Origin of the sequence: Streptomyces sp. SS7 (genome assembly GCF_037993025.1) — a bacterium.
Classification (GTDB): domain Bacteria; phylum Actinomycetota; class Actinomycetes; order Streptomycetales; family Streptomycetaceae; genus Streptomyces.
Map to the genome: position 1 here is coordinate 7,368,249 of NZ_CP141223.1, position 19,913 is coordinate 7,388,161.

Genomic DNA, 19,913 nt, shown 5'->3' on the forward strand with positions numbered 1-19,913 from the left:
CGCAACGCTTGACGGGAGGACCATGGCCGCAGTTTGGTATACCAAACGAGGATTCCGCATCCGGCGATCCACCTCATGGAGGCCCCCGTGTCCCTCGCCGACAGCGCCGAAGCCACCGGCGCGCCCGCGTTCGTCCCCGACCCCCGGCTCACCAACGAAGACCTCGCCCCCGCCGAGAAGCGGAACTGGAAGGTCTTCGACCTCTTCGCCATGTGGATGTCCGACGTCCACAATCTCGGCAACTACACCTTCGCCGCCGGTCTGCTGGTCCTCGGCATGAACGTCTGGCAGGTCTTCACCTCCCTCCTCGTCGGCTTCGTGCTCATCTACATCGGCATGAACTGGATGGGCAGGATCGGCCAGCGCCACGGCGTGCCCTTCCCCGTCGTCAGCCGGATCAGCTTCGGAGTCTGGGGCGCCAACATCCCCGCCCTCATCCGGGCCGTGATCGCGATCATGTGGTATGGCATCCAGACCTATCTGGCGTCCGTCGCGGTCAACGTGATGCTGCTGGCGGCCTGGCCGGGACTTGAGTCCTGGACCCACCACTCCTTCCTCGGCCTCGACGCCCTCGGCTGGGTCTCCTTCGTCTCCCTCTGGCTGATCCAGGCGCTGATCATCAGTCAGGGCATGGAGTCGGTCCGCAAGTTCCAGGACTTCTGCGGCCCCGCGATCTGGCTCGTCATGATCGCGCTGGCGGTCTGGGTGCTCGCCAAGGCCGACTGGACCATCTCGCTCACCACCACCCCGCACCCCGTCTCCGTGGGCGAGCAGTGGCGGCAGTGGTTCGGCGCGATCGGCCTGATCCTCGCCACCTACGGCACGCTGATGCTCAACTTCTGCGACTTCTCGCGCTTCGCCCCCGACTACCGGACGGTCCGCCGCGGCAACTTCTGGGGTCTGCCCATCAACTCGACGGCGTTCGTGGTGGTGTCGGTCATCGTCACGGCCGGCTCGCTGGAGGTGTTCGGCGAAGCCATCACCGACCCGGCCGAACTGGTCGCCAAGGTCGGCAACACCTGGGTGCTCGTCCTGGCCGCGCTGACCTTCGCCATCGCCACCATGGGCGTCAACATCGTCGCCAACTTCGTCTCCCCGGCGTACGACCTCGCCAACGTCTGGCCCCAGAAGATCAGCTTCAAGGTCGGCGGCATGATCAGCACGGTCGCCGCGCTCGTCGTCACCCCCTGGAACCTCTTCTCCAACCCGACCGTCGTCAACTACTTCCTCGGCGGCCTCGGCGCCTTCCTCGGCCCGCTGTTCGGCGTGATCATGGTCGACTACTACCTGGTCAAGCGCGGCCGCGTCGACGTGAACGAACTGTTCGACGCCACCCCCGGCTCCCGCTACTACTACCGCAAGGGCGTCAACCCCAAGGCGCTGTGGGCGTTCCTGCCCTCCGCCGCGGTCGCCGCGGTCCTCGCCCTGGTGAAGACCTTCAGCGACGTCGCCCCCTACTCCTGGTTCATCGGCACGGCCCTCGCGGCCGGCCTCTACGTCCTGCTGACCCGCACCGAACGGGCGGCCGTCCCCGAACAGCCCACGGAGGTCTGAGAAGCGTGCGGAACGTACGGATCGTCGTCACCAACTGCAACACCACGCAGGAGATGACCGAGGAGATCGTGCGAGGTGCCCGGGCCGCGGCAGGCCCGGGCACCGCCGTGCTCGGCCTCACTCCCGCGTGGGGACCGGAGTCGGCGGAGGGCTGGCTGGACAGCTACCTCTCGGCGGCCGCCGTCATCGACCGCCTGCGCACCTACGACGGCCCGCCCTACGACGCCGTCGTCATGGCCGGCTTCGGCGAACACGGCCGCGAAGGCGTCAGGGAACTCGTCGACGTCCCCGTCGTCGACATCACCGAGGCCGCCGCCCACCTGGCCTGCCTCCTGGGCCGGCGCTACGGCGTCGTCACCACCCTGGAACGCTCCTGCGGCCAGATCGAGGACAGCCTGGAACTCGCCGGCGTCGGCCGCAACTGCGCCGCCGTCGTCGGCACCGGTCTCGGCGTCCTCGACCTCGGCGACCGGGAACGCACCGAGGCGGCGTTCCTCACGGCGGCCGAACGGGCCCGCGACGCGGGCGCGGAGGTCCTGGTCCTGGGCTGCGCCGGCATGACGGGCCTGCAGACGACGGTCGCCGAGAAACTGGGCCTGCCGGTCGTGGACGGCGTGGGAGCCGCGGTGAAGCTGGCGGAGTCCCTGGTGCACCTGGGCCTGACGACCAGCCGGGCGGGGAGCTTCGCACGGCCGGTGCCGAAGAGACGGGTGTGGGGGACGCCCTGAGCACGCGCCCGCGGCCCCGCTCCCGCATTCCCGCCCCTTCCTCACGAGGAGTGCCCATCCGGGCGTTGCGTTCATAAAGAAGCCGGGATCCGGCCCGGCCGTCACCTCGCCGCAACGCAACCGCCCCCTGATCCCCCGAACCACCCCCTACCGTGGACACCACAGCCCACAGCTGACCGCCCCGGCCGCCGTCGCCCGAAGGCACACCCGCCCTCGATACGACAGGAGCCCCGTGTCCCCGCGTTCCGCCGTCGCCGTCCGCACCGTCCTGCCGCCCTGGCTCGCCCACGCCCTGCGCACCCAGCGCGGACCCGTCCCCTGGAGCGCGGTCACCCGCGGCGCACTCGCCGCCGGGCCGCTGCTGCTGGCCGCCGTCCTCACCGACCGCGTGTCCCTCGGGGTCGTCGCCGCCATCGCCGCGATGCTCGCCGGGATCAACGACCGGCCCGGCAGCAGGCGCGCCGCCGTCAAGCGGCTCGGCGCGCCCGCCCTCGCGGGAGCGGCCGGCATGCTCGTCGGCACGTACGTCGGCGACCGGGTCGGCGCCTTCGCGCTGACGGCCGTACTGACCGGCCTGGGCCTGCTCGCCGGCGGGATGAGCGCCATGGGGCCCGTCGCCTCCGGCGCCGGGACACAACTGCTGGTGGCGGCGGCCATCGGCGCCGGGATGCCGGTCCCGGAAGCCGGCTGGGCGCGCGCCCTCGCCTTCCTCGCCGGCGCCGGCTGGCTGCTCGCGCTCCGGCTCGCGCTGCCCACCCCCGGCGCCCTGACCGGCGACTTCCGCTTCGACGGGGAGCGCGCCGCCGTCTCCGCGGTGTACGACGCCGTCGCCGACCTCCTCGACGCCACCGGCACCCCCCACGCCACCGCCCGCCGTGCCGCCCTCACCGCCGCCCTCGACCACGCCCAGGACGCCCTCACCGGCCCCCGCCTGCGCCGCTTCGCCAGCTCCGCCGCCGAACGGCGCCTGCACGCCCAGTACGCCGCCGCCCTGCCCCTCGCCGAGGCCGCGACCGCCCTCGCCTGGGCCGGGGACGCCGTCTCCGCCCGCGCCGCCGAAGGCCTCCGACGGCTCGCCGCCGCCGTACGCGACAACACCCCCACCGGGCCGCTGCCCGCCCCCTCCCGGTCCGCGCCCGCGCTGCGCGCCCTCGACGACGCGCTGCTGCACGCCGCCGAGGCCTTCGACCGGGGCGGCGGAGGCGACCTGCACACCCGCCGGCGCAGCCCCCGCGCCCTGCTGCGGGCCGCGTTCGGGGCGGGCGGGCGCGAGTACGGCCTGCGGGTCGCCCTCTGCTTCGGCGCCAGCGCGGCCATCGCCCAGGCCCTGCACCACTCCCACTGGTACGGCCAGCACACCCACTGGTACTGGCTGCCCGCCACCGCCGTCTTCCTCGTCAAGCCCGACCTCGGACCGCTGGTGTCCCGGGTGCTGTGCCGGGCCGCCGGGACCGTGCTCGGCGCCCTGCTGTTCGCCGCGTTCGCCGCCGTGCTGCCCCGGCCGGAGGGACTCGTCGCGCTGGTCGCCGTCTGCGGGGCGCTGATCCCCGTCTCCACCCGGCACTTCGCCGCGCAGACCGCCGTCGCCACCGTACTCGTGCTGTCCCTGGTGATGGTCGGCGGTGAGCCGCAGGCCTCCGTCAGCCGCATCGCCGAGACCCTGCTGGCCTGCGCGATCGTCATCGTCGTCGGACACGTGCCGATGCCGGGGGAGCGCGGCGGTCAGGTACGCGCCCGGCTCACCGCCGCCACCGGCGCCGCGCACGCCTACCTCAGCCACGTCCTCGACGGCCCCGACGACCGCGCCGTCCGCTGGACCCTGCGCCGCGAGGCCTACCGCACCCTCGCCGAGGCCCGCACCGCCATCGCCCACGCCGCCCATGAACTGCCCGCCCTCGCCCGGCACACCGAGGGCACCGACGAGGTCGCCGCCCTCCTCGAACGGCTCGTCGACACCACCACCGCCTGCGCCGTCCACCTGGACGACACCGGCCGGCTCGGCCCCGGGCAGCGGGCCCTGCTCGCGGAACTCCTCGGCGCGCTCGCCGTACGGAGGGAACGGGTGGGGCTGACCACTCCGGTACGGGTGCCCGTGCTGCCGCTCGCCGGCTGAACGCGACGCCGGCTGAACGCGACGCCGGAGACGCGGCGCCGGGGGAGGTGCCGCGAAGTGCCGTCGTCCGGTGCGGCGCCGTGGCCGGTCGCGCAGTCCTCCGCGCCCCATCAGGGCGCTGCCGAGCCGCCCGTCAGCCGATCCGCACCCCCACCGGGGCGTGGTCCGAATCCGACCCGCTGTGGTGTGCCGTCGGGTCCGCGCCCACCGACGGCAGCCGGAGTCCGGCCTCCGTCCCCGTGCCCGCGGGCTGTCCTCGCTGCCCGGCCTTCCTGGACCAGCTGGGCCCCCTCGCCCACCTCACGGCGCGCGGCGTCTCCTTCGCGGCCGTCTCCCGGGCGCCGTATCCGCGTCTGCTCCAGTTCAAGGCGGCATGGGGTGGACGCTGCCCTGGTACTCGTCGTACGCCAACGCCTTCAACCGTGACTTCGAGGTCACCCGGGAGCAGGACGGCGGCCTCGTCGAACGGCCCGGGCCGAGCTGCTTCCTGCGGGACGGCGACCGCGTCTTCCACACCTCCTCGGCGTACGGCGACGCCCTGCGCCATCACGACGCGTACGACTTCTGACACGCACGGTGCCGGAGATGTCCGGAACGTGACCGGATCCTCACCCTCCGCCCCGAAGCCGTGTCAACTACGTCTCAGTAACGCAACCGAGCGAGCTTCCCGGCCTCCGTCGGGCGTTAACTCCTACGAGTACGACGCTTTCTGGAGGTGCGAGATGGTGAACGGGCGAACCGTGCTCGAGTGCTTTCCCGCAGGTGGGCCGCGCGGATCGTGGCCTGCGGAGGAGTTCGCGCACGCCCGCCGCATGGAGGGACTGGCCGCCGAGGTCGTCATGGACCTCGCGACCGACACCTTCCTGGTGATCGTCCGGGGCGGCGACGCCACGGACTGACCATGCGGGGATCGTGCGGCCGCTCGGCGCCGCTCGGCCGGGCGCCGGGCCCCATCGCGCGTCGCCTGCGCCCGGACCTGGACGGTGGGCGTTGACCACCAGCCCTCCGACGAATTCCCGAATTCCCGAATTCCCGACCGGCGGGCTGGACGGTCGGGGCCGCGCTGCCCCATCTGCTCCGCTCCGCGCACGCCTCCGTCGTCAACACCTGCTCCATCGCGGCGACCGCCGGGCTCCCGCAACGCGCGCTGTACTCGGCGAGCAAAGGCGCCGTGCTCTCCCTGACCCTGGCGATGGCCGCGGACCACGTCCGTGAGGGCATCCGGTCCAACTGCGTCAACCCCGGCACCGCCGACACCCCTGGGGTGACCCGGCTGCTGGACACCGCCGACGCTCCCGAGGCCGAGCGCGCCGCGCTCAACGCCCGCCAGCCGTTGGGCCGTCTGCTGACCGCGGACGAGGTGGCGGCCGCCGTCGTCTACCTCGCGGGTCCCTCGGCGGCCAGTGCCACCGGCACCGCCCTCGCGGTGGACGGCGGCATGCAGGGACTGCGGCTGCGCCCCGGCGGGCCGCTCGTGAGGACCACCACGCCGGGCGGCAGCACGGTCGAGGTGACGTATGGGGAGACCTGCGTACGGAGGGGACTCAGGCGCTGATCGGGCGGGACCAGGTGGGTGTCGTGCCCGTGAGGCGGCACAGGGCCAGGTAGAGCGGGATCGGCGGGGTGTACGGAAGCGTGCCGTCCGGCCGGTGGATGAGGTCCGGGGCGGGCAGCGAATCCGGGACGATCGCACCGGGTGTGTAGCGCGCCGGGGCGGGCCACTCCAGGGCGTAGTCGGAGTCCGACGGGACGAGCCACCACCAGTGCGCCGCATCGGCGTAGACACAGCCCACGCGCGGCAGTCGGGGCATGAGCAGCGGGCCGATACCCACCGGTACCACCACGGCGTCACACCCCAGCGGGGCGATCATGTCGTCCGGCATGGTCAGCCGACGGGGCGGCTCCGGGACGGGGCCCAGATCGCGCCGCAGCCGGACGAGGGTGTCGAGGGAGCGCACCGACCTGCGGCCGGGCGCGCCGCTCATGCCCTCCCTCGCTCTCGGCTTCTCTCGGACCGGGCGAGCCCCGTGCCGCCCCCGGCACCGGGGAAGGCACGCGGGACGGAGACCTCGCCGACGGGGGTGACCGGGGCGGGGGAGTGGCCGGTGGCCGGGTGGGGCGTGGTGCGGGGGTCCGCGCCGCGCTCGTCCACGCGGTGCGCGTCGGCCGTGCGGTGATCCGGGGCGCGGTGGGCCGGTGCGCAGTGATCGAGCGCGCGGTGATCGGTTGCGCGGTGATCTGTCGCGCGGTGATCGGTTGCGCGGTGCTCAGGCGTGCGGTGTTCCGGCGCGCGGTGGTTCAGCGGGCTGTGGTTCAGCGGACTGTGACCGTGGCTGTGGCCCACGGCGGTGTGCTGCATGGCCGCGTGCCCGAAGACGGCCTGGTCCAGGGCGTGGTGACTCGGTCCCTGGTGCTCCAGGACGCAGAGGTCGGAGACCCGCTGTTCCGGGATGCGGAGCTCCGGACCGAAGGGGCCGGCCGCGCGCTGCTCCGGGACGTGGTGCTCCTTCGCCGGGGGCCTGCCCGAGGTTCCGCTGAGGGGCTTCGGCATGCCGGAGGGGGCCCGACGCATCAGCTCGGCCGCGTACGCCTCCGCCGCGCCGCGTGACGGCGTCCGCAGGGAATCGGTCGGCGTGGAATCGGCCCGCTGGGAGTCGGCCCGCTGGGAGTCGGTCGGCTCGGAATCGGTCCGGCCGGGGTGCGGTCGGCCGGGCTGTGTCCCACCGGGGCGAATCCGCTCGCCGTGGGTCCGCTCTCCATGGGGCGGCTCTCCGTTGATCCGGCCGCCCTGGGTCCGCTCGCCCTGGGTCCGAGGTGAGTCGCCCTGGATCCGGTTGCGGTGGATCTGCTCCACCGCCTCGTCCTCGTCCCCGGGGCCGTCGGCCGGGCCGGGCTTGGGAGGGACGCCCCAGCCGAGGTCGTCGCGCGGTTCGGCGTGCTCCTCGACGGAGACGTCGGCGCCGACCGGCGGCCGGTCGACCGCCTCCGGTCCGTCCGCGCCGCGCGGCAGGTCGGCCCAGACCAGCAGGCCGGAGCCGTGCTCCTGGGCTCCCCACGCATGACAGAGGGCCTCGACGAGGAGCAATCCCCTCCCGTGCTCCTCCTCGGGACGCTGCGGCGAGGGATGCGGATTTTCGGCGGTACAGCCCTGGTCGCGCACCGCTATGCGCAGCACGTCGTCACCGTCGAGCAGCTCGCACACGACGACATCGCTGGCCGTGTGCACGATCGCGTTGGTGACCAGCTCGGATATGACGAGAGCCGCGGTGTCGCAGGTGTCCTCACACACCGACCAGCCGGTCAGCCGGGCCCGTGCCAGGCGTCTGGCCTGGGCGGGGGAACCCGGATGGGCGGCCAGCTCGAATCGGAACCGGCGCTCGGCAGCGGCCTGGTCGGGGCCTGCTCCCGGGGCGGCACCGAGACCCTGGGGGCGGCCTGCGGCGGCGTCTGTTCCTAAAGGCGCGGACGGAATCACGCTTGCCACTATCGCCGCGCCGTGAACACTTGGCAAGTGTCACTCTGAAAAATGCAGAGTGCTGTGTGACGCTGTGGAGGGCCGTGGCACACTGCTCGCAACAGCATGTGAGCGGCGCCAGTTGAGATCACCGGAGATCCGTACGGAGACGTGCAGATCGTTCGAACAGGTCTTCGAATGGCGCCGTAAGGCTGTCAGGATTCGTTCCGTCAACCGGCCGGTCGGGGCTGCTCAGCAGGGCCGAGACGACCGGGCGGTCGGGGCTCTTCGTGGAGGTGGAGCGTGAGCGAACCGCGGTCCGCGCCGACCGTCGGACAGGTCGTCCTCGGCCGGCGCCTGCTGGACCTGCGGGAACGCGCGGGCCTCAAGCGCGAGGAGGCCGCCCGCATCCTGCGGGTCGCCCCCGCCACCGTCCGCCGGATGGAGATGGCCGAGGTCGGCCTCAAGATCCCGTACCTTCAGCTGCTGCTGAAGGCCTACGGCGTCACCGACGCGGAGGCCGACGGGTTCGTGCAGCTGGCCGAGGAGGCCAACAGGCCCGGCTGGTGGCAGCGCTTCCACGACGTCCTGCCCGGCTGGTTCTCGATGCACGTCAGCCTCGAGGGCGCGGCCGCCCTGATCCGCCAGTACGAACCGCACTTCGTCCCCGGTCTGCTCCAGACCGAGGACTACGCGCGCGGGGTCCTGAAGTCCGGAGCCATCGGCCAGACCCGGCCGGAGGACATCCAGCGTCTCGTCGACCTGCGCATGCAACGCCAGGAACTGCTCACTCGTGAGGACGCGCCCCGGTTGTGGGTCGTGATGGACGAGACGGTGCTGCGCCGCCCGGTGGGCGGTCCGGAGGTGATGCGCGCGCAGATCGACAAACTGCTCGAGGCGACGAAGCTGCCCCATGTGACGCTGCAGGTGGCCCCGTTCTCGAACGGGCCGCACCCCGGCACCTACGGGCCCTTCGTGCTCTTCCGATTCGCCATGCCGGAGCTTCCGGACATGGTCTACAGCGAGTACTTGACCGGCGCGGTCTATCTCGACGCGCGCACCGAGGTGGCGACCCATCTCGAGGTCATGGACCGCATGGCGGCGCAGGCCGCTACTGCACATCGCACGAAGGAGATCCTCAGGGATTTCCGCAAGGAGCTGTGAATGGATCGCATCAAGCCGCGCAAACGGGTCTACAACGGCATGCCCGCGCGGGACTTGGGCAGCGAAGGCTGGCACAAGCCCTGGAGCGGCGGGAACGGCGGCAACTGCCTGGAGGCGATGAAGCTCGCCGACGGCCGGATAGCCGTCCGCCAGTCGACCGACCCGGACGGTCCGGCGCTGATCTACACCACCGACGAGATGACGGCCTTCATCGAGGGGGCCAAGGCGGGGGATGCCGACTTCCTCCTGTCCTGACCTGATCGTGATCGCTCATATGCCGCCCCCGACCAACCCCTGCATTTCCGCTCACCCGCTCATCACGGTCAGTCACCGTTCGTTTTCTTCTCTCGCACTACTTCCTTGATTTGGCACTGACTTGATTATTCGTTGCGTCTTACGGAGCGTTTCATGACCGGGCAGGAACCCGCCCCCGCTGTCGAGATCGACACCAGCAAGCCCCATCCCGCACGGATGTACGACTGGTACCTCGGAGGCAAGGACAACTACCCCGTCGACGAAGCCATGGGTCGCCAGATGCTCGCGCTCGACCCACGCGTGCCGGTCATGGCACGAGTCAACCGCGCCTTCATGCACCGCGCCACGCGCTGGCTGGCCCGGAACGGCATCCGCCAGTTCCTGGACATCGGCACCGGCATCCCCACCGAGCCCAACCTGCACCAGGTCGCCCAGGAGATCGCACCGGACGCCCGCGTGGTCTACTGCGACAACGACCCCATCGTGCTGGCCCACGCCGCGGCACTGCTGCGCACCACGCCCGGCGGGGCCACCGAGTATCTCCAGGCGGACGTCCGCGACCCGGCCACCATCATCGAGGGGGCCGGGAAGACCCTCGACCTCACCCGGCCGGTGGCCCTGTCGCTCGTCGCGCTGCTGCACTTCGTCCCCGACGACGACGGCGCACACGAACTCGTCGCCCGGCTGCTCGCCGAACTCCCCTCGGGCAGCTACCTGATGATGACCCACGCCACCGCCGACTTCACCCCGGAGGAGTCCGCGGCGGCCACGGAGAAACTCAAGGCCGCGGGCGTCACCCTGGCCCTGCGCTCCCGCGAGGAGTTCGGCCGCTTCTTCGACGGCCTCGACCTCGTCGACCCGGGCGTGGCCGTCGTACCCGACTGGCACCCCGAACTCGGCGAACCGGTCCCGGGCCAGGAGGACGGCGTCATCCCGGGCTACGGGGCGGTGGCTCGCAAGCGGTGACGTGACCCGGCCCCCAGGACCCCTGGCGCGTCTCCCGGCAGGGGTCCTGTCGCATGTCTCCCGCGCGGCGCGGCGGCGCCGGTCTCCCGCGCGGCGCGGCGATGCCGGTCTCCCGTGCGGCGCGGCGATGCCGGTCTCCCGCGCAGCGCGTGCCGTCACACGCTCATGGGCCGGTCGTACGGCGATATGGGCGCCGGCAGCCGCGAGGCGCCCGAGAGCCGACGGTCCACCGCCGCCGCCACCGCACGCCCCTCCGCGATCGCCCACACGATCAGCGACTGGCCGCGTGCCGCGTCCCCGGCGGCGAACACACCGGGCACGTTCGTCGCGAAGTCACCGTCCCGCGCGATGGTGCCGCGCGGCTCCAGCGTCAGCCCCAACTGGTCCACCAGCCCGTCCGCACGGTCGGGCCCGGAGAACCCCAGCGCCAGCAGCACCAGGTCCACCGGCAGCTCCCGCTCACTGCCCGCCACCGGCCGACGCCCCGCGTCCACCTCGACCAGATGCAACGACCGCACCCGCCCGTCCTCGTCCCCGCCGAAGCGGAACGTGGACGCGGCGAACAGGCGCGCGTCCGCGTCGGCCGCCGGCGCACTGCGCAGATCGCGCGCCTCCTCGTGCGCGGCCGACAGCCGGTAGATCTTCGGGTACGTCGGCCAGGGGTCCGTGTCCTCGTCGCGGTCCGCGCCGGGCTGGGCATAGATGTCCAGCTGGGTCACCGAGGCCGCGCCCTCGCGGATCGCCGTCCCCAGGCAGTCCGCGCCGGTGTCCCCGCCACCGACGATCACCACATGACGTCCGGCCGCCGACATCGGCGAGACCTCGAGATCGCCCTCGCACACCCGGTTGGCCAGCGGCAGATACTCCATCGCCTGATGTATCCCGGCCAACCCCCGTCCCGGCACCGCAAGTTCCCGCCAGGCGGTCGCCCCGGTGGCGATCACCACGGCGTCGTAGCGCGCCCGCAACTCCGCCGCGCCCACGTCCCGGCCCACCGCCGTCCCCGTACGGAACCGCGTCCCCTCGGCGATCATCTGCTCGATGCGCCGGTCCAGATGGTGCTTCTCCATCTTGAACGCGGGGATGCCGTACCGCAGGAGACCGCCGATCCGGTCGTCCTTCTCGTACACCGCGACCGTGTGCCCGGCCCGGGTGAGCTGCTGCGCGGCGGCCAGCCCCGTCGGTCCGGAACCGATCACCGCCACCGTCTTCCCCGAGAGCCGGTCCGGCGGGCTCGGCGGCGCGAACCCCTCGGCCCAGGCCCGGTCGGCGATCGCCACCTCGACGTTCTTGATCGTCACGGCGGGCTGGTTGATGGCGAGGACGCACCCCGCCTCGCACGGCGCCGGACACAACCGTCCGGTGAACTCGGGGAAGTTGTTCGTCGCGTGCAGCCGGTCGCTCGCCGCCCGCCAGTCCTCCCGCGACACCAGGTCGTTCCACTCCGGGATCAGGTTGCCGAGCGGACACGCGTCGTGACAGAACGGCACCCCGCAGTCCATACAGCGGTCGGCCTGCTTGCTGACGATGGGCAGGAGCGCGCCCGGGACGTACACCTCGTCCCAGTCCCGGACCCGCTCCTCGACCGGCCGACGGGGCCAGTCCTGGCGGGGGGTGGTCATGAATCCCTTGGGATCGGCCATGGGCGTCTTCCTTGCGTACGCATGGACAGGCCGAGCGTCAACGGGCGGCACTCTCCGGCCACGATACGTCCGGTCCGTCCGCCCTGCAGAGAGGCGGACACAACCCCGTCGCAGAAAGGGCCCCGACCGGAGAGGGCCGGTTCAGACCAGGGATATCGCGTACACGATCGCCGCCGCCGCCGAGGTGGCCGCCCGTACATGGTTCCAGCGCGTCCACTGCCGCACATACGTCGGCCAGTACGCCGCCGCTTCCGGCGCTCCCGGCTCCAGCTTCCTCAGCGCCTCGTTGCGCGGCACGTTCGCCATGACGGTCACCCCGAAGGCACCGACCAGATACAGCCCGCTGCCCAGCAGCAACGGCAGCGTCCCCTCGTCCGGCCACAGCAGGAACGTCACCATGGCGATCCCCGCACACAGCCCCGCCGCCCCCAGGAACAGCACCAGGAACACCGGCGTCGTCGCCGAGGAGTTGATCGCGTTCATCGCGGCGACCCCCTGCGCGGCCGGCAGCTTGGCCAGCCCCCGCATCACCAGCACCGAGAACGCGCAGAACACCCCCGCCATCACGCCCGTGGTGACGGCGCCGAGCAGCGCGAGCATCGGATACGGCCCGTCGATCACTGTCACCGTGAACTCCCCCTGTCGATCGAAGATCCTGCCTGCCCCGGCACCGTCACCTCAAGTGAAATCCAGGGGGCTCCCCCCCGCCCCCCGCCCCCTCACCCCACCCCGCCCTCCCCCTCCCGCCATTCCCGCAGCCGAGCTTCCACCTGCCCGCCGATCCGCCGCCGCGCCTCGTTGCGCGGTACGCCGTTCATCAGCAATTCGTCGTACGGCGTCTCCAGATGCCGTACGGAGGCCGCGACCGCCGAGATCACCGCGCCCTCGGTCAACGCCCGCCCGGCGGCGCTACGGCCCACCCGCCCGCTGCCCCGTACCGAGGCGTGGGCGGCGATCTCCCCGGCTCGCGCCACCGGGCAGCCGGGCAGCAGGCGCAGGATCTCCGCCGCGAACGCCTCCGTGAACCGTGCGTCCGCCACCGCCCGCCGCCGCGCGTCCCGCAGCCGGCGCCGCCGGCGGGCCTCGGCGTCGGCCAGACAACGCTGCTCGGCCCGGGCGAGCCCCGCCTCCTCCACCAGGACCCCCTGCCGTTCGTAGCGCCCCTTGCGCCGGTTGAAGCGCACGACCACCGCCGACAGCCCGCTCTCCTCCCGAGACCTGCGCGTCAGCGCCGTGTCCCCACGCGGCAGGAACACCAGGTGCCCCAGGTCGGCGCAGTCCAGACAGCGGGACCCGCCCTCCTCCAGCACCAGCATCGGCTGCGGCCCCCGGCGACAGGCCGCGCAGTACTTCCGCCGAAGCGGCTGCACGACGAGAAGGCCGGTGCGGGAGGAGGGAGTTGCCGGTGCTGCCATGCAGGCTTCCTTCCCGCCGGTGGGCGCGGTAGCACCCGGCCGGCGCCCCGGCTCGGGGCCGCCCGCCGTGGTCTGCCGCGGTACGGCGACCACGACGCGTCGTGACCGGTGCCTGACGCATCATGGGCCGTGTGCGACTCGAAGCGATCACCTGGGAACGGCTCGGCGACCTCCTCGCCGAGCGGCTGCTCGACCTGAAACCGGCGGACGGCAGCCCCTGGCCCCGTGTCGCCTTCGACGGCGCCCCGGCGTCCCGCCCCGGAGACCTCGCCGCCCGCGTCGCCGAGGCGCTGCGGATACGCGGCCGCGCCTCCCGCATCGTGGACGCCCACGGCTTCCTGCGTCCAGCCTCCCTCCGCCTGGAGTACGGCCGGCACGACGTCGAGGCCTACTACGACGGCTGGTTCGACACCGGCACCCTCTGGCGCGAGGTGTTCGGCCCCCTGGAACCCGGTGGCGACGGACGGATCCTGCCCGACTTCTGGGATCCGGCCACGGACCGCGCCACCCGCAGTCCCTACGTCCACCTCCCGCCCGGCGGTTTCCTGCTGCTGCACGGCCCCCTCCTCCTGCGACACTGGTTCCCCTTCGACTTCACCGTCCATGTCCAGCTCTCCCCGGCCGCCCTGCGCCGGCGCACCCCGGACGCGGACCGGTGGACACTCCCCGCCTTCGAGACCTACGCCACCGAGACCGACCCCGCCGCCACGGCCGACGTCCTGGTCCGTGCGGACGATCCGCGCCATCCGGCGTGGGGCGGGTGAGCCGAGGCCCGGCCGCACGGCCGGGGAGATGCGGGCGTCCGCGGGCACGGCGAGAATGGAGGGGCGCCGGGACCAGCGGTGCCCCCGCGCCGCGCCGGCCTTCCGGTACCGGGAGGTACCCATGACCACAGCCGGAGACATCATGCACCGGGGCGCCCGCTGGATCCCCGCCCATGAAACCCTCGACCGCGCCGCACAGCTGATGCGCGAACTCAATGTCGGAGCCCTGCCCATAGGCGATGACGAAGACCGGCTCTGCGGCATCCTCACCGACCGCGACATCGTCGTCGGCTGCGTGGCCATGGGCCGCGACCCGGCGAGGGTCACTGCCGGAGAGATGGCCCGGGGCACCCCGCGCTGGATCGACGCGAACGCCGACATCGGTGACGTGCTCGGCGAGATGCAGGACCACCAGATCCGCAGGCTCCCCGTCATCGAGAACAAGCGACTGGTCGGCATGATCAGCGAGGCCGACCTCGCCCGTCATCTGAGCGAGGGCCAGATCGCCTCCTGGGCCGGGAGCGTCTATGCCAGGACCGGTCCCTGAACCGCACCGGGGCGGGTGCGCTCAGAGCCAGCCGTTGCGCCGGAAGCCCCGGTACAGCACCAGGCAGGCCACGGTTATCACGCCGATGACCAGCGGATAACCGAACCTCCAGTGCAGCTCCGGCATGTGGTCGAAGTTCATGCCGTACACCCCGCAGACCATCGTCGGCACCGCGATCACCGCGGCCCAGGCGGTGATCTTGCGCATGTCCTCGTTCTGCGCGACCGTGACCTGCGCCAGATGCGCCTGAAGGATCGAGTTCAGCAGTTCGTCGAACGCGGCGATCTGCTCCGTCGCCCGCAGCAGATGGTCGGAGACGTCCCGGAAGTACGCCTGTATCTCCGGGTCGACCACCCGCACCGGGCGGTCGGCGAGGTCCAGCAGCGGGCGCTTCAGCGGGACGACCGCCCGCTTCAGCTCCAGCAGTTCCCGCTTGAGCTGGTAGATGCGCCCCGGGTCGGCCCGTGCCCCGTTCTCCGCGAAGACGTCCGCCTCGACCTGGTCGATGTCCGCCTGCACGGCGTCCGTGACGTTCAGATAGTCGTCCACCACATGGTCCGCGATCGCGTGCAGCACCGCAGACGGGCCCTTGGTGAGCTGTCCCGGATCGGACTCCAGCTCCTCGCGCAGCGGACCCAGCGAGCCGTGCCGCCCGTGCCGGACCGTGACGACGAAGTCCTGGCCGACGAACACCATGATCTCGCCGGTGTTCACCACCTCGCTCGTCGCGGTGAGCTCCTCGTGCTCGACGTAGCAGACCGTCTTGAACACCGCGAACAGCGTCTCGCCGTACCGCTCGACCTTGGGGCGCTGATGGGCCTCGACGGCGTCCTCCACGGCCAGCGGATGCAGGTCGAAGAGCTCGGCGATGCCCGCGAACTCGGCGTTCGTCGGTTCGTGCAGCCCCAGCCAGACGAAGCCCTGGCCGCTCTTGCGGACCCGCTCGACCGTTTCGACCAGGTCCTCGCAGACAGGGGCGCGCACACCCTCCTGGTAGGTCACGCAGTTCACCACCGAGGAGCCCAGCGGGGAGCGCGCGTGGTGACTGAGATCGACCCGGGCGCGACGCCGGGCCAGCCGCGCCACCCCGCGCAGGCCGCCGACCCGGCCGAGGCCGGTGACCTTCCGCAGATTCCCTGCCATGGTCATCTGGATCTCCTTGCGTGGCTCTCCTCGCGCCGCACTCCCGCGCCCTGGTCGGCCAGTCTGCCAGGCGCGCGCAGGCCGTGGGTAAGCCTGTGGAAAGGGCTGGTTCCGGTTTGTTCCCGCCTGTGGACAACGGGACTGCGGGCCACGACCGATACGGATTCATGGCCGCGTCGACCGCCTCCGCGAAGCGGGAGAACTGGGATGATCGGCACATGACGCGAACCGACGGGTACCTTCTCGACAACCGGCAGTCCGAGGCGGCGGAGCGCTTCGACGCCTTCGCCACCCTTTTCGACCCCACGACGTTCCGCCACCTCGAAGGGCTGGGCGTCGGCCCCGGCTGGCGCTGCTGGGAGGTCGGGGCCGGCGGGACGTCGGTGGTGGCGTGGCTGGCGAAGAAGGTCGGGCCCACCGGCAAGGTCGTCGCTACCGACATCGACACCTCCCGGCTCGCCGCAGCCGCCCGCCCCCCGGTCGAGGTGCGCGTGCACGACGTCGGCGTCGAGGAACCCCCCGCCGAGGGGTTCGACCTGGTGCACGCCCGGCTCGTCCTGGTCCATGTCCCGGACCGGGAAAGGGCGTTGCGTTCCATGGTGAAGGCCCTGCGCCCCGGCGGACGCCTTCTCGTCGAGGACGGCGACCCCGCCCTCCAGCCCCTGCTCTGCCCCGACGAGCACGGCCCCGAACAGCAGCTCGCCAACCGGCTGCGCCACGGTTTCCGCACCCTCCTCGCCGACCGCGGGGCCGACCTCTCCTACGGCCGTAAGCTCCCGCGTCTGCTGCGCGAGGCCGGACTCCAGCGCGTCGAGGCCGACGCCTACTTCCCGGTCACCTCACCCGCCAGCGCCGCCCTGGAGTCGGCGACGGTCCGCCAGATCCGCGACAGACTCCTCGGCGCCGGTCTCGCGACCGCGGAGGAGATCGACCGCCACCTGGCCAACGTCGCCTCCGGCACCATGGACCTGGCCACGGCACCCATGATCTCCGCCTGGGGCCGCAAGGCGTAGAGCCGACGGGACCGCCCGACGGGGCCCGGGGCAGCGGCCAGCAGCAGCGAGGCGCGGGGGTCGGCAACACCCGGCACCAGGGGGCACCCCGGGCTCGGGATCCGGGCCATCCGGTCGCGGGTCGCCGACTCGGCCGCAGCCGACCGCGCACGGCCGGACCGCCGCCCCGGCCACAACCGACGCCGACCCGGCGCCCGCCGATCGCCGGCCCCGGCCGCCGTAGAACCGCCGCCCCGGCCGCAGCCGCCCCCGACGGCCGGACCGCCGCCGACCGCAGCCGATCACCGCCCCGGCCGCAGCCGCCCCCGGCCGCCAGGGAAACCGCCTCCCCAGCCACCAGAACACCACCGCCCTCAGCCGACGGCGACCGGCCGACCGGCCGACCTATCCGCCCCGCCGACACCGCCTCAGCCCGTGACGCGGGTCCCGTTCGTCAGCGCCGGTGTCGTCCCGTCTCCGGGCGTGGGCGGTCGGGCTCCCACCCGTTCCACCGCGCGGGCTCCCGCCCGGCACCCCTCGGCCGCCGCCGCCGAAGGCTCTTCGCGCCGCAGGAGGGCGGCGAGGAAGGCGCCCGTGAAGGCATCCCCCGCGCCCGTGGTGTCCCGGGGCGTCGCGGGGACGGCCGGGACGGCGGCGACGACCGCGCCGCCGCGCGCGAGCAGCGCGCCGTCGCCCCCCTGCTTGGCCACTACGAGCGGGACCCGGCGGCTCAGCTCGGCCGCCGCCTCCGCCCCGTCCGGCGACCCGGTCAGCAGACACGACTCGTCGCGGCTGGGCAGGAGTACGTCCACTCCCTCGACGAGCGCGAGGAATCGCTCGGCGCCCAGCTCCGCGAGGAAGCCCGAGGACGCCGGATCGAGGCTCGTCGGCACCCCGCGCGCCCGCGCCGACGCCAACGCCGTACGCACCAGGGCCCGCCCGGACGCCGAGAACAGCAGATAGCCCGACAGATGCAGGCGGCCCACACCGTCCAGCAGCGCGTCCGACCAGTCGCCGGGCTCCAGCCGCAGCGCGGCTCCGCTGTCGGTGAGGAAGGTCCGCTCGGCCGCGGCCTGCGCGTCCACCAGACAGATCACCGTGCCGGTCGGTGCGTCCGGATCGACGACGAGCCGGGGCCGTACTCCGCACGCGATCAGCTCCCGTTCGTGCCAGACCGCCGACTCCGCGCCCACCCGGCCGAGCAGCCGTACGTCCGCACACCCCAGGTGCGCCGCCCAGCACGCCACATTGGCGCCCGCGCCGCCCGGCAGGGTACGGATCACGGCGGCCGTGTCCGTACCCGACGCCAGCGGCCCCCGATGCCGTGCGACGACGTCCGTCACCACGTCCCCGACGACCAGCAGCGCCCCGCCCGGCGGGTTCGCGCCCCCGGAAGGGAAGGGAGCAGGGGGCGCCGCCGTGCCCGGCCCGCCGCGCGAGTGCTCCGGGCCGTCCCCGGCGTGGCGGCCTCGCGGGCGTCCGGTCATCCCTCGGCCCAGGCCGCCGCGATCCTGGCCGCCAGGCGGACGTTGCCGCGCACCGCCGCCAGGTTGGCGCTCAGCGAGGCCCCGTCGGTGTGCCGGACCAGGTGGTCGAGGAGGAACGGAGTGACGCCCTGGCCGGTGACGCCGGCCTCCTCGCACGCCTGCAGCGCGTCCGCGAGCACGCGTGCGTGCACCTCGGGATCCAGCTGCTCCTCCTCGGGCACCGGGTTGGCGACGATCAGAGCCGACTCCGGCCCGCCGACCGTGTCCTGGGCCCGCATCACGGCGGCCACCTGTGCGGGGGTCTCCAGCGTCCAGTCCACCGGATGCCCCGAGTCGGACAGGTAGAAGCCCGGGAAGCGGTCCGTGCCGTATCCGGCGACGGCCACGCCCAGGGTCTCCAGCCGCTGCAGGGTCGCCGGGACGTCCAGGATCGACTTCACACCCGCGCAGACCACCGTGATCCTGGTCCGCGCGAGGAGCCCCAGGTCGGCCGACTCGTCCTGGGTCACCGTCCACTCCCGGTGCACCCCGCCGAGCCCGCCCGTGGCGAACACCCGCACCCCCGCCAGCGCCGCCAGCAGCGCCGTCGCCGACACCGTGGTCGCCCCGCTCGCCCCCGAGGCCACCGCGAGCGGCAGGTCCCGGTGGCCCAGCTTGCGGATGCCGTCCTCGTTGGCGACCCGCTCCAGCTGCTCCTTGTCGAGGCCGACATGGGGCCGCCCGTCCAGCACGGCGATCGTCGCCGGAACGGCCCCCTCCGCGCGGACGACGGCCTCCAGTTCCCGCGCCACCTGCAGATTGCGCGGGCGCGGCAGCCCATGAGCGATGATCGTGGACTCCAGAGCCACCACGGGGCGACGCGCGTCGACCGCCTCCCGCACCTCTTCCGACACCACCAGCACCATGCGCCTGTCTCCTGTTCTCGGGCCTTGCCTCATCTCTGGCGGGTGGCACACCCGGCCAAACCCCGGCCGCCTGTGGGGGACGCCACCGGTCCGCGACGCATGGCGGACGGCCACCCGTCGCAGAGAAGCCCGTCGGCGAGGAGCCCGGAGCCCCGGAGGACCCTCAGAACAGCGGCTCGGGCAGGACCCCTTCCAGCGCGAGCAGCTTCCGCTTCGTCTCCAGACCGCCCCCGAACCCGCCGATGCCGCCGTCGCTCTCGACGACCCGATGACAGGGCACGACGACGGGCAGCGGATTGGCGCCCATCGCCGTCCCCACCGCCTGCGCCGCCCGCGGCTGCCCGACCCGCCGGGCCAGATCGCCGTAGCCGACGACCGCGCCGTACGGCACCTCGGAGGCGAGCTCGCGCAGGACCTGGCGGTTGAAGCCCGAGATCAGCGACCAGTCCAGGGGGAGCTCGAACGCGTGCCGCTCCCCTGCGAAATAGGCGTCCACCTGGCGTATCGCCTCGGCCAGCAGCGGAGAGTCCGGCGCCTCGACGGGCTCCGCGCCCAGCCGGCCCGCGAGCCTGGCGAGTGCCTGGTCCCGGACCGCGTCGGTGGCGTGGAACACCACGTTGACCAGGCCCGCACGGGTCGCCGCCAGCAGCAACGGACCGATGCCGGTGCCGACCACCGCCCAGACGACCTGCTGCCCGTCCCGCCCAAGACTGTCCATGCGCCCCACCGTACGGCCTGCCACTGACAAGGCCACTGACAAGGCCACTGGCGAGGGCACTCACC

18 protein-coding genes and 3 pseudogenes are annotated in these 19,913 nt (G+C 73.0%); 12 read left to right on the plus strand and 9 right to left on the minus strand.

Going from position 1 to position 19,913, the window contains the following annotated elements:
- Positions 1–87: 87 nt before the first annotated feature.
- The 6 genes and pseudogenes from U5640_RS33790 to U5640_RS33815 form a co-directional block, all read left to right on the plus strand.
- Positions 88–1,554, plus strand: a complete 1,467-nt coding sequence (locus tag U5640_RS33790) for an NCS1 family nucleobase:cation symporter-1 (protein WP_340380972.1) — start codon at positions 88–90, stop codon at positions 1,552–1,554.
- Positions 1,555–1,559: 5 nt separating this feature from the next.
- Positions 1,560–2,282 (plus strand): aspartate/glutamate racemase family protein, encoded by a 723-nt coding sequence (locus U5640_RS33795; RefSeq protein WP_340380974.1) that lies wholly within the window; start codon positions 1,560–1,562, stop codon positions 2,280–2,282.
- Positions 2,283–2,514: 232 nt separating this feature from the next.
- A complete protein-coding gene (locus tag U5640_RS33800) occupies positions 2,515–4,395 on the plus strand; it encodes an FUSC family protein (RefSeq protein WP_340380976.1) in 1,881 nt (626 codons plus the stop codon).
- Between the two features lie 239 nt (positions 4,396–4,634).
- Positions 4,635–4,963, plus strand: a pseudogene (locus tag U5640_RS33805) (DUF899 family protein).
- A 154-nt stretch (positions 4,964–5,117) separates the two neighbouring features.
- Entirely contained in the window at positions 5,118–5,294 is a 177-nt protein-coding gene (locus U5640_RS33810; protein ID WP_264931570.1) for a hypothetical protein, read from the plus strand.
- Positions 5,295–5,452: 158 nt separating this feature from the next.
- A pseudogene (locus tag U5640_RS33815) lies at positions 5,453–5,857 on the plus strand (SDR family oxidoreductase); the annotation flags it as partial.
- Between the two features lie 82 nt (positions 5,858–5,939).
- On the opposite strand, the gene U5640_RS33820 reads toward U5640_RS33815, so the two are convergent.
- Together U5640_RS33820 and U5640_RS33825 are read right to left on the minus strand one after the other, a co-directional pair.
- Positions 5,940–6,380: a hypothetical protein gene (locus tag U5640_RS33820; RefSeq protein WP_340380980.1), complete on the minus strand. Its 441-nt coding sequence runs from the start codon at positions 6,378–6,380 to the stop codon at positions 5,940–5,942.
- An 869-nt stretch (positions 6,381–7,249) separates the two neighbouring features.
- Positions 7,250–7,879, minus strand: a pseudogene (locus tag U5640_RS33825) (ATP-binding protein); the annotation flags it as partial.
- Positions 7,880–8,152: 273 nt separating this feature from the next.
- Here U5640_RS33825 and U5640_RS33830 point away from each other — a divergent pair.
- The 3 genes from U5640_RS33830 (at position 8,153) to U5640_RS33840 (ending at position 10,234) form a co-directional block, all read left to right on the plus strand.
- Positions 8,153–9,013, plus strand: coding sequence for a helix-turn-helix transcriptional regulator (locus U5640_RS33830; RefSeq protein WP_340380982.1), 861 nt, complete (start codon positions 8,153–8,155; stop codon positions 9,011–9,013).
- Positions 9,014–9,268, plus strand: coding sequence for a DUF397 domain-containing protein (locus U5640_RS33835; protein WP_055638138.1), 255 nt, complete (start codon positions 9,014–9,016; stop codon positions 9,266–9,268).
- 153 nt (positions 9,269–9,421) lie between these two features.
- A complete protein-coding gene (locus U5640_RS33840; protein WP_340380984.1) occupies positions 9,422–10,234 on the plus strand; it encodes an SAM-dependent methyltransferase in 813 nt (270 codons plus the stop codon).
- Between the two features lie 155 nt (positions 10,235–10,389).
- On the opposite strand, the gene U5640_RS33845 is transcribed toward U5640_RS33840, so the two are convergent.
- The 3 genes from U5640_RS33845 to U5640_RS33855 all read right to left on the minus strand — a co-directional run bounded on the left by U5640_RS33845 (position 10,390) and on the right by U5640_RS33855 (position 13,292).
- Entirely contained in the window at positions 10,390–11,877 is a 1,488-nt protein-coding gene (locus U5640_RS33845; RefSeq protein WP_340380986.1) for a glutamate synthase subunit beta, read from the minus strand.
- Positions 11,878–12,018: 141 nt separating this feature from the next.
- Positions 12,019–12,498, minus strand: a complete 480-nt coding sequence (locus U5640_RS33850) for an anthrone oxygenase family protein (protein ID WP_340385488.1) — start codon at positions 12,496–12,498, stop codon at positions 12,019–12,021.
- A gap of 98 nt (positions 12,499–12,596) precedes the next feature.
- Positions 12,597–13,292, minus strand: coding sequence for a DUF2293 domain-containing protein (locus tag U5640_RS33855; protein ID WP_340380988.1), 696 nt, complete (start codon positions 13,290–13,292; stop codon positions 12,597–12,599).
- A gap of 122 nt (positions 13,293–13,414) precedes the next feature.
- Here U5640_RS33855 and U5640_RS33860 point away from each other — a divergent pair, with 122 nt between their 5' ends.
- Together U5640_RS33860 and U5640_RS33865 are read left to right on the plus strand one after the other, a co-directional pair.
- A complete protein-coding gene (locus U5640_RS33860) occupies positions 13,415–14,056 on the plus strand; it encodes a uridine kinase (protein WP_340380990.1) in 642 nt (213 codons plus the stop codon).
- A 121-nt stretch (positions 14,057–14,177) separates the two neighbouring features.
- The gene (locus tag U5640_RS33865; RefSeq protein ID WP_340380993.1) at positions 14,178–14,603 is read left to right on the plus strand and encodes a CBS domain-containing protein; all 426 of its coding nucleotides are present in this window, start codon (positions 14,178–14,180) and stop codon (positions 14,601–14,603) included.
- A gap of 21 nt (positions 14,604–14,624) precedes the next feature.
- Here U5640_RS33865 and U5640_RS33870 read toward each other — a convergent pair whose 3' ends face one another.
- Complete coding sequence (locus U5640_RS33870) at positions 14,625–15,752, minus strand: magnesium and cobalt transport protein CorA (protein ID WP_340380995.1); 1,128 nt, start codon at positions 15,750–15,752, stop codon at positions 14,625–14,627.
- Positions 15,753–15,964: 212 nt separating this feature from the next.
- On the opposite strand from U5640_RS33870, the gene U5640_RS33875 reads away from it, so the two are divergent.
- Positions 15,965–16,759, plus strand: coding sequence for a methyltransferase (locus tag U5640_RS33875; RefSeq protein WP_340380997.1), 795 nt, complete (start codon positions 15,965–15,967; stop codon positions 16,757–16,759).
- A gap of 407 nt (positions 16,760–17,166) precedes the next feature.
- On the opposite strand, the gene U5640_RS33880 is transcribed toward U5640_RS33875, so the two are convergent.
- The 3 genes from U5640_RS33880 to U5640_RS33890 form a co-directional block, all read right to left on the minus strand.
- On the minus strand, positions 17,167–18,225 hold the full coding sequence (locus tag U5640_RS33880; RefSeq protein ID WP_340380999.1) for a sugar kinase: 1,059 nt from the start codon (positions 18,223–18,225) through the stop codon (positions 17,167–17,169).
- Positions 18,222–19,130: a pseudouridine-5'-phosphate glycosidase gene (locus tag U5640_RS33885; RefSeq protein ID WP_340381001.1), complete on the minus strand. Its 909-nt coding sequence runs from the start codon at positions 19,128–19,130 to the stop codon at positions 18,222–18,224. Before U5640_RS33885 ends, U5640_RS33880 begins: the two co-directional genes overlap by 4 nt.
- Positions 19,131–19,293: 163 nt before the next feature.
- Entirely contained in the window at positions 19,294–19,848 is a 555-nt protein-coding gene (locus tag U5640_RS33890; RefSeq protein WP_340381003.1) for a methylated-DNA--[protein]-cysteine S-methyltransferase, read from the minus strand.
- Between the last annotated feature and the right edge of the window lie 65 nt (positions 19,849–19,913).

What these genes read in the sequence shown, in the direction of transcription:
- U5640_RS33885 (WP_340381001.1), bottom strand. Translation starts at nt 19,130, where the DNA reads ATGGTGCTGGTGGTGTCGGAAGAGGTGCGGGAGGCGGTCGACGCGCGT.
- U5640_RS33835 (WP_055638138.1), top strand. Translation starts at nt 9,014, where the DNA reads ATGGATCGCATCAAGCCGCGCAAACGGGTCTACAACGGCATGCCCGCG.
- U5640_RS33840 (WP_340380984.1), top strand. Translation starts at nt 9,422, where the DNA reads ATGACCGGGCAGGAACCCGCCCCCGCTGTCGAGATCGACACCAGCAAG.
- U5640_RS33880 (WP_340380999.1), bottom strand. Translation starts at nt 18,225, where the DNA reads ATGACCGGACGCCCGCGAGGCCGCCACGCCGGGGACGGCCCGGAGCAC.
- U5640_RS33855 (WP_340380988.1), bottom strand. Translation starts at nt 13,292, where the DNA reads ATGGCAGCACCGGCAACTCCCTCCTCCCGCACCGGCCTTCTCGTCGTG.
- U5640_RS33860 (WP_340380990.1), top strand. Translation starts at nt 13,415, where the DNA reads ATGGGCCGTGTGCGACTCGAAGCGATCACCTGGGAACGGCTCGGCGAC.
- U5640_RS33810 (WP_264931570.1), top strand. Translation starts at nt 5,118, where the DNA reads ATGGTGAACGGGCGAACCGTGCTCGAGTGCTTTCCCGCAGGTGGGCCG.
- U5640_RS33870 (WP_340380995.1), bottom strand. Translation starts at nt 15,752, where the DNA reads ATGACCATGGCAGGGAATCTGCGGAAGGTCACCGGCCTCGGCCGGGTC.
- U5640_RS33865 (WP_340380993.1), top strand. Translation starts at nt 14,178, where the DNA reads ATGACCACAGCCGGAGACATCATGCACCGGGGCGCCCGCTGGATCCCC.
- U5640_RS33845 (WP_340380986.1), bottom strand. Translation starts at nt 11,877, where the DNA reads ATGGCCGATCCCAAGGGATTCATGACCACCCCCCGCCAGGACTGGCCC.
- U5640_RS33875 (WP_340380997.1), top strand. Translation starts at nt 15,965, where the DNA reads ATGACGCGAACCGACGGGTACCTTCTCGACAACCGGCAGTCCGAGGCG.
- U5640_RS33890 (WP_340381003.1), bottom strand. Translation starts at nt 19,848, where the DNA reads ATGGACAGTCTTGGGCGGGACGGGCAGCAGGTCGTCTGGGCGGTGGTC.
- U5640_RS33820 (WP_340380980.1), bottom strand. Translation starts at nt 6,380, where the DNA reads ATGAGCGGCGCGCCCGGCCGCAGGTCGGTGCGCTCCCTCGACACCCTC.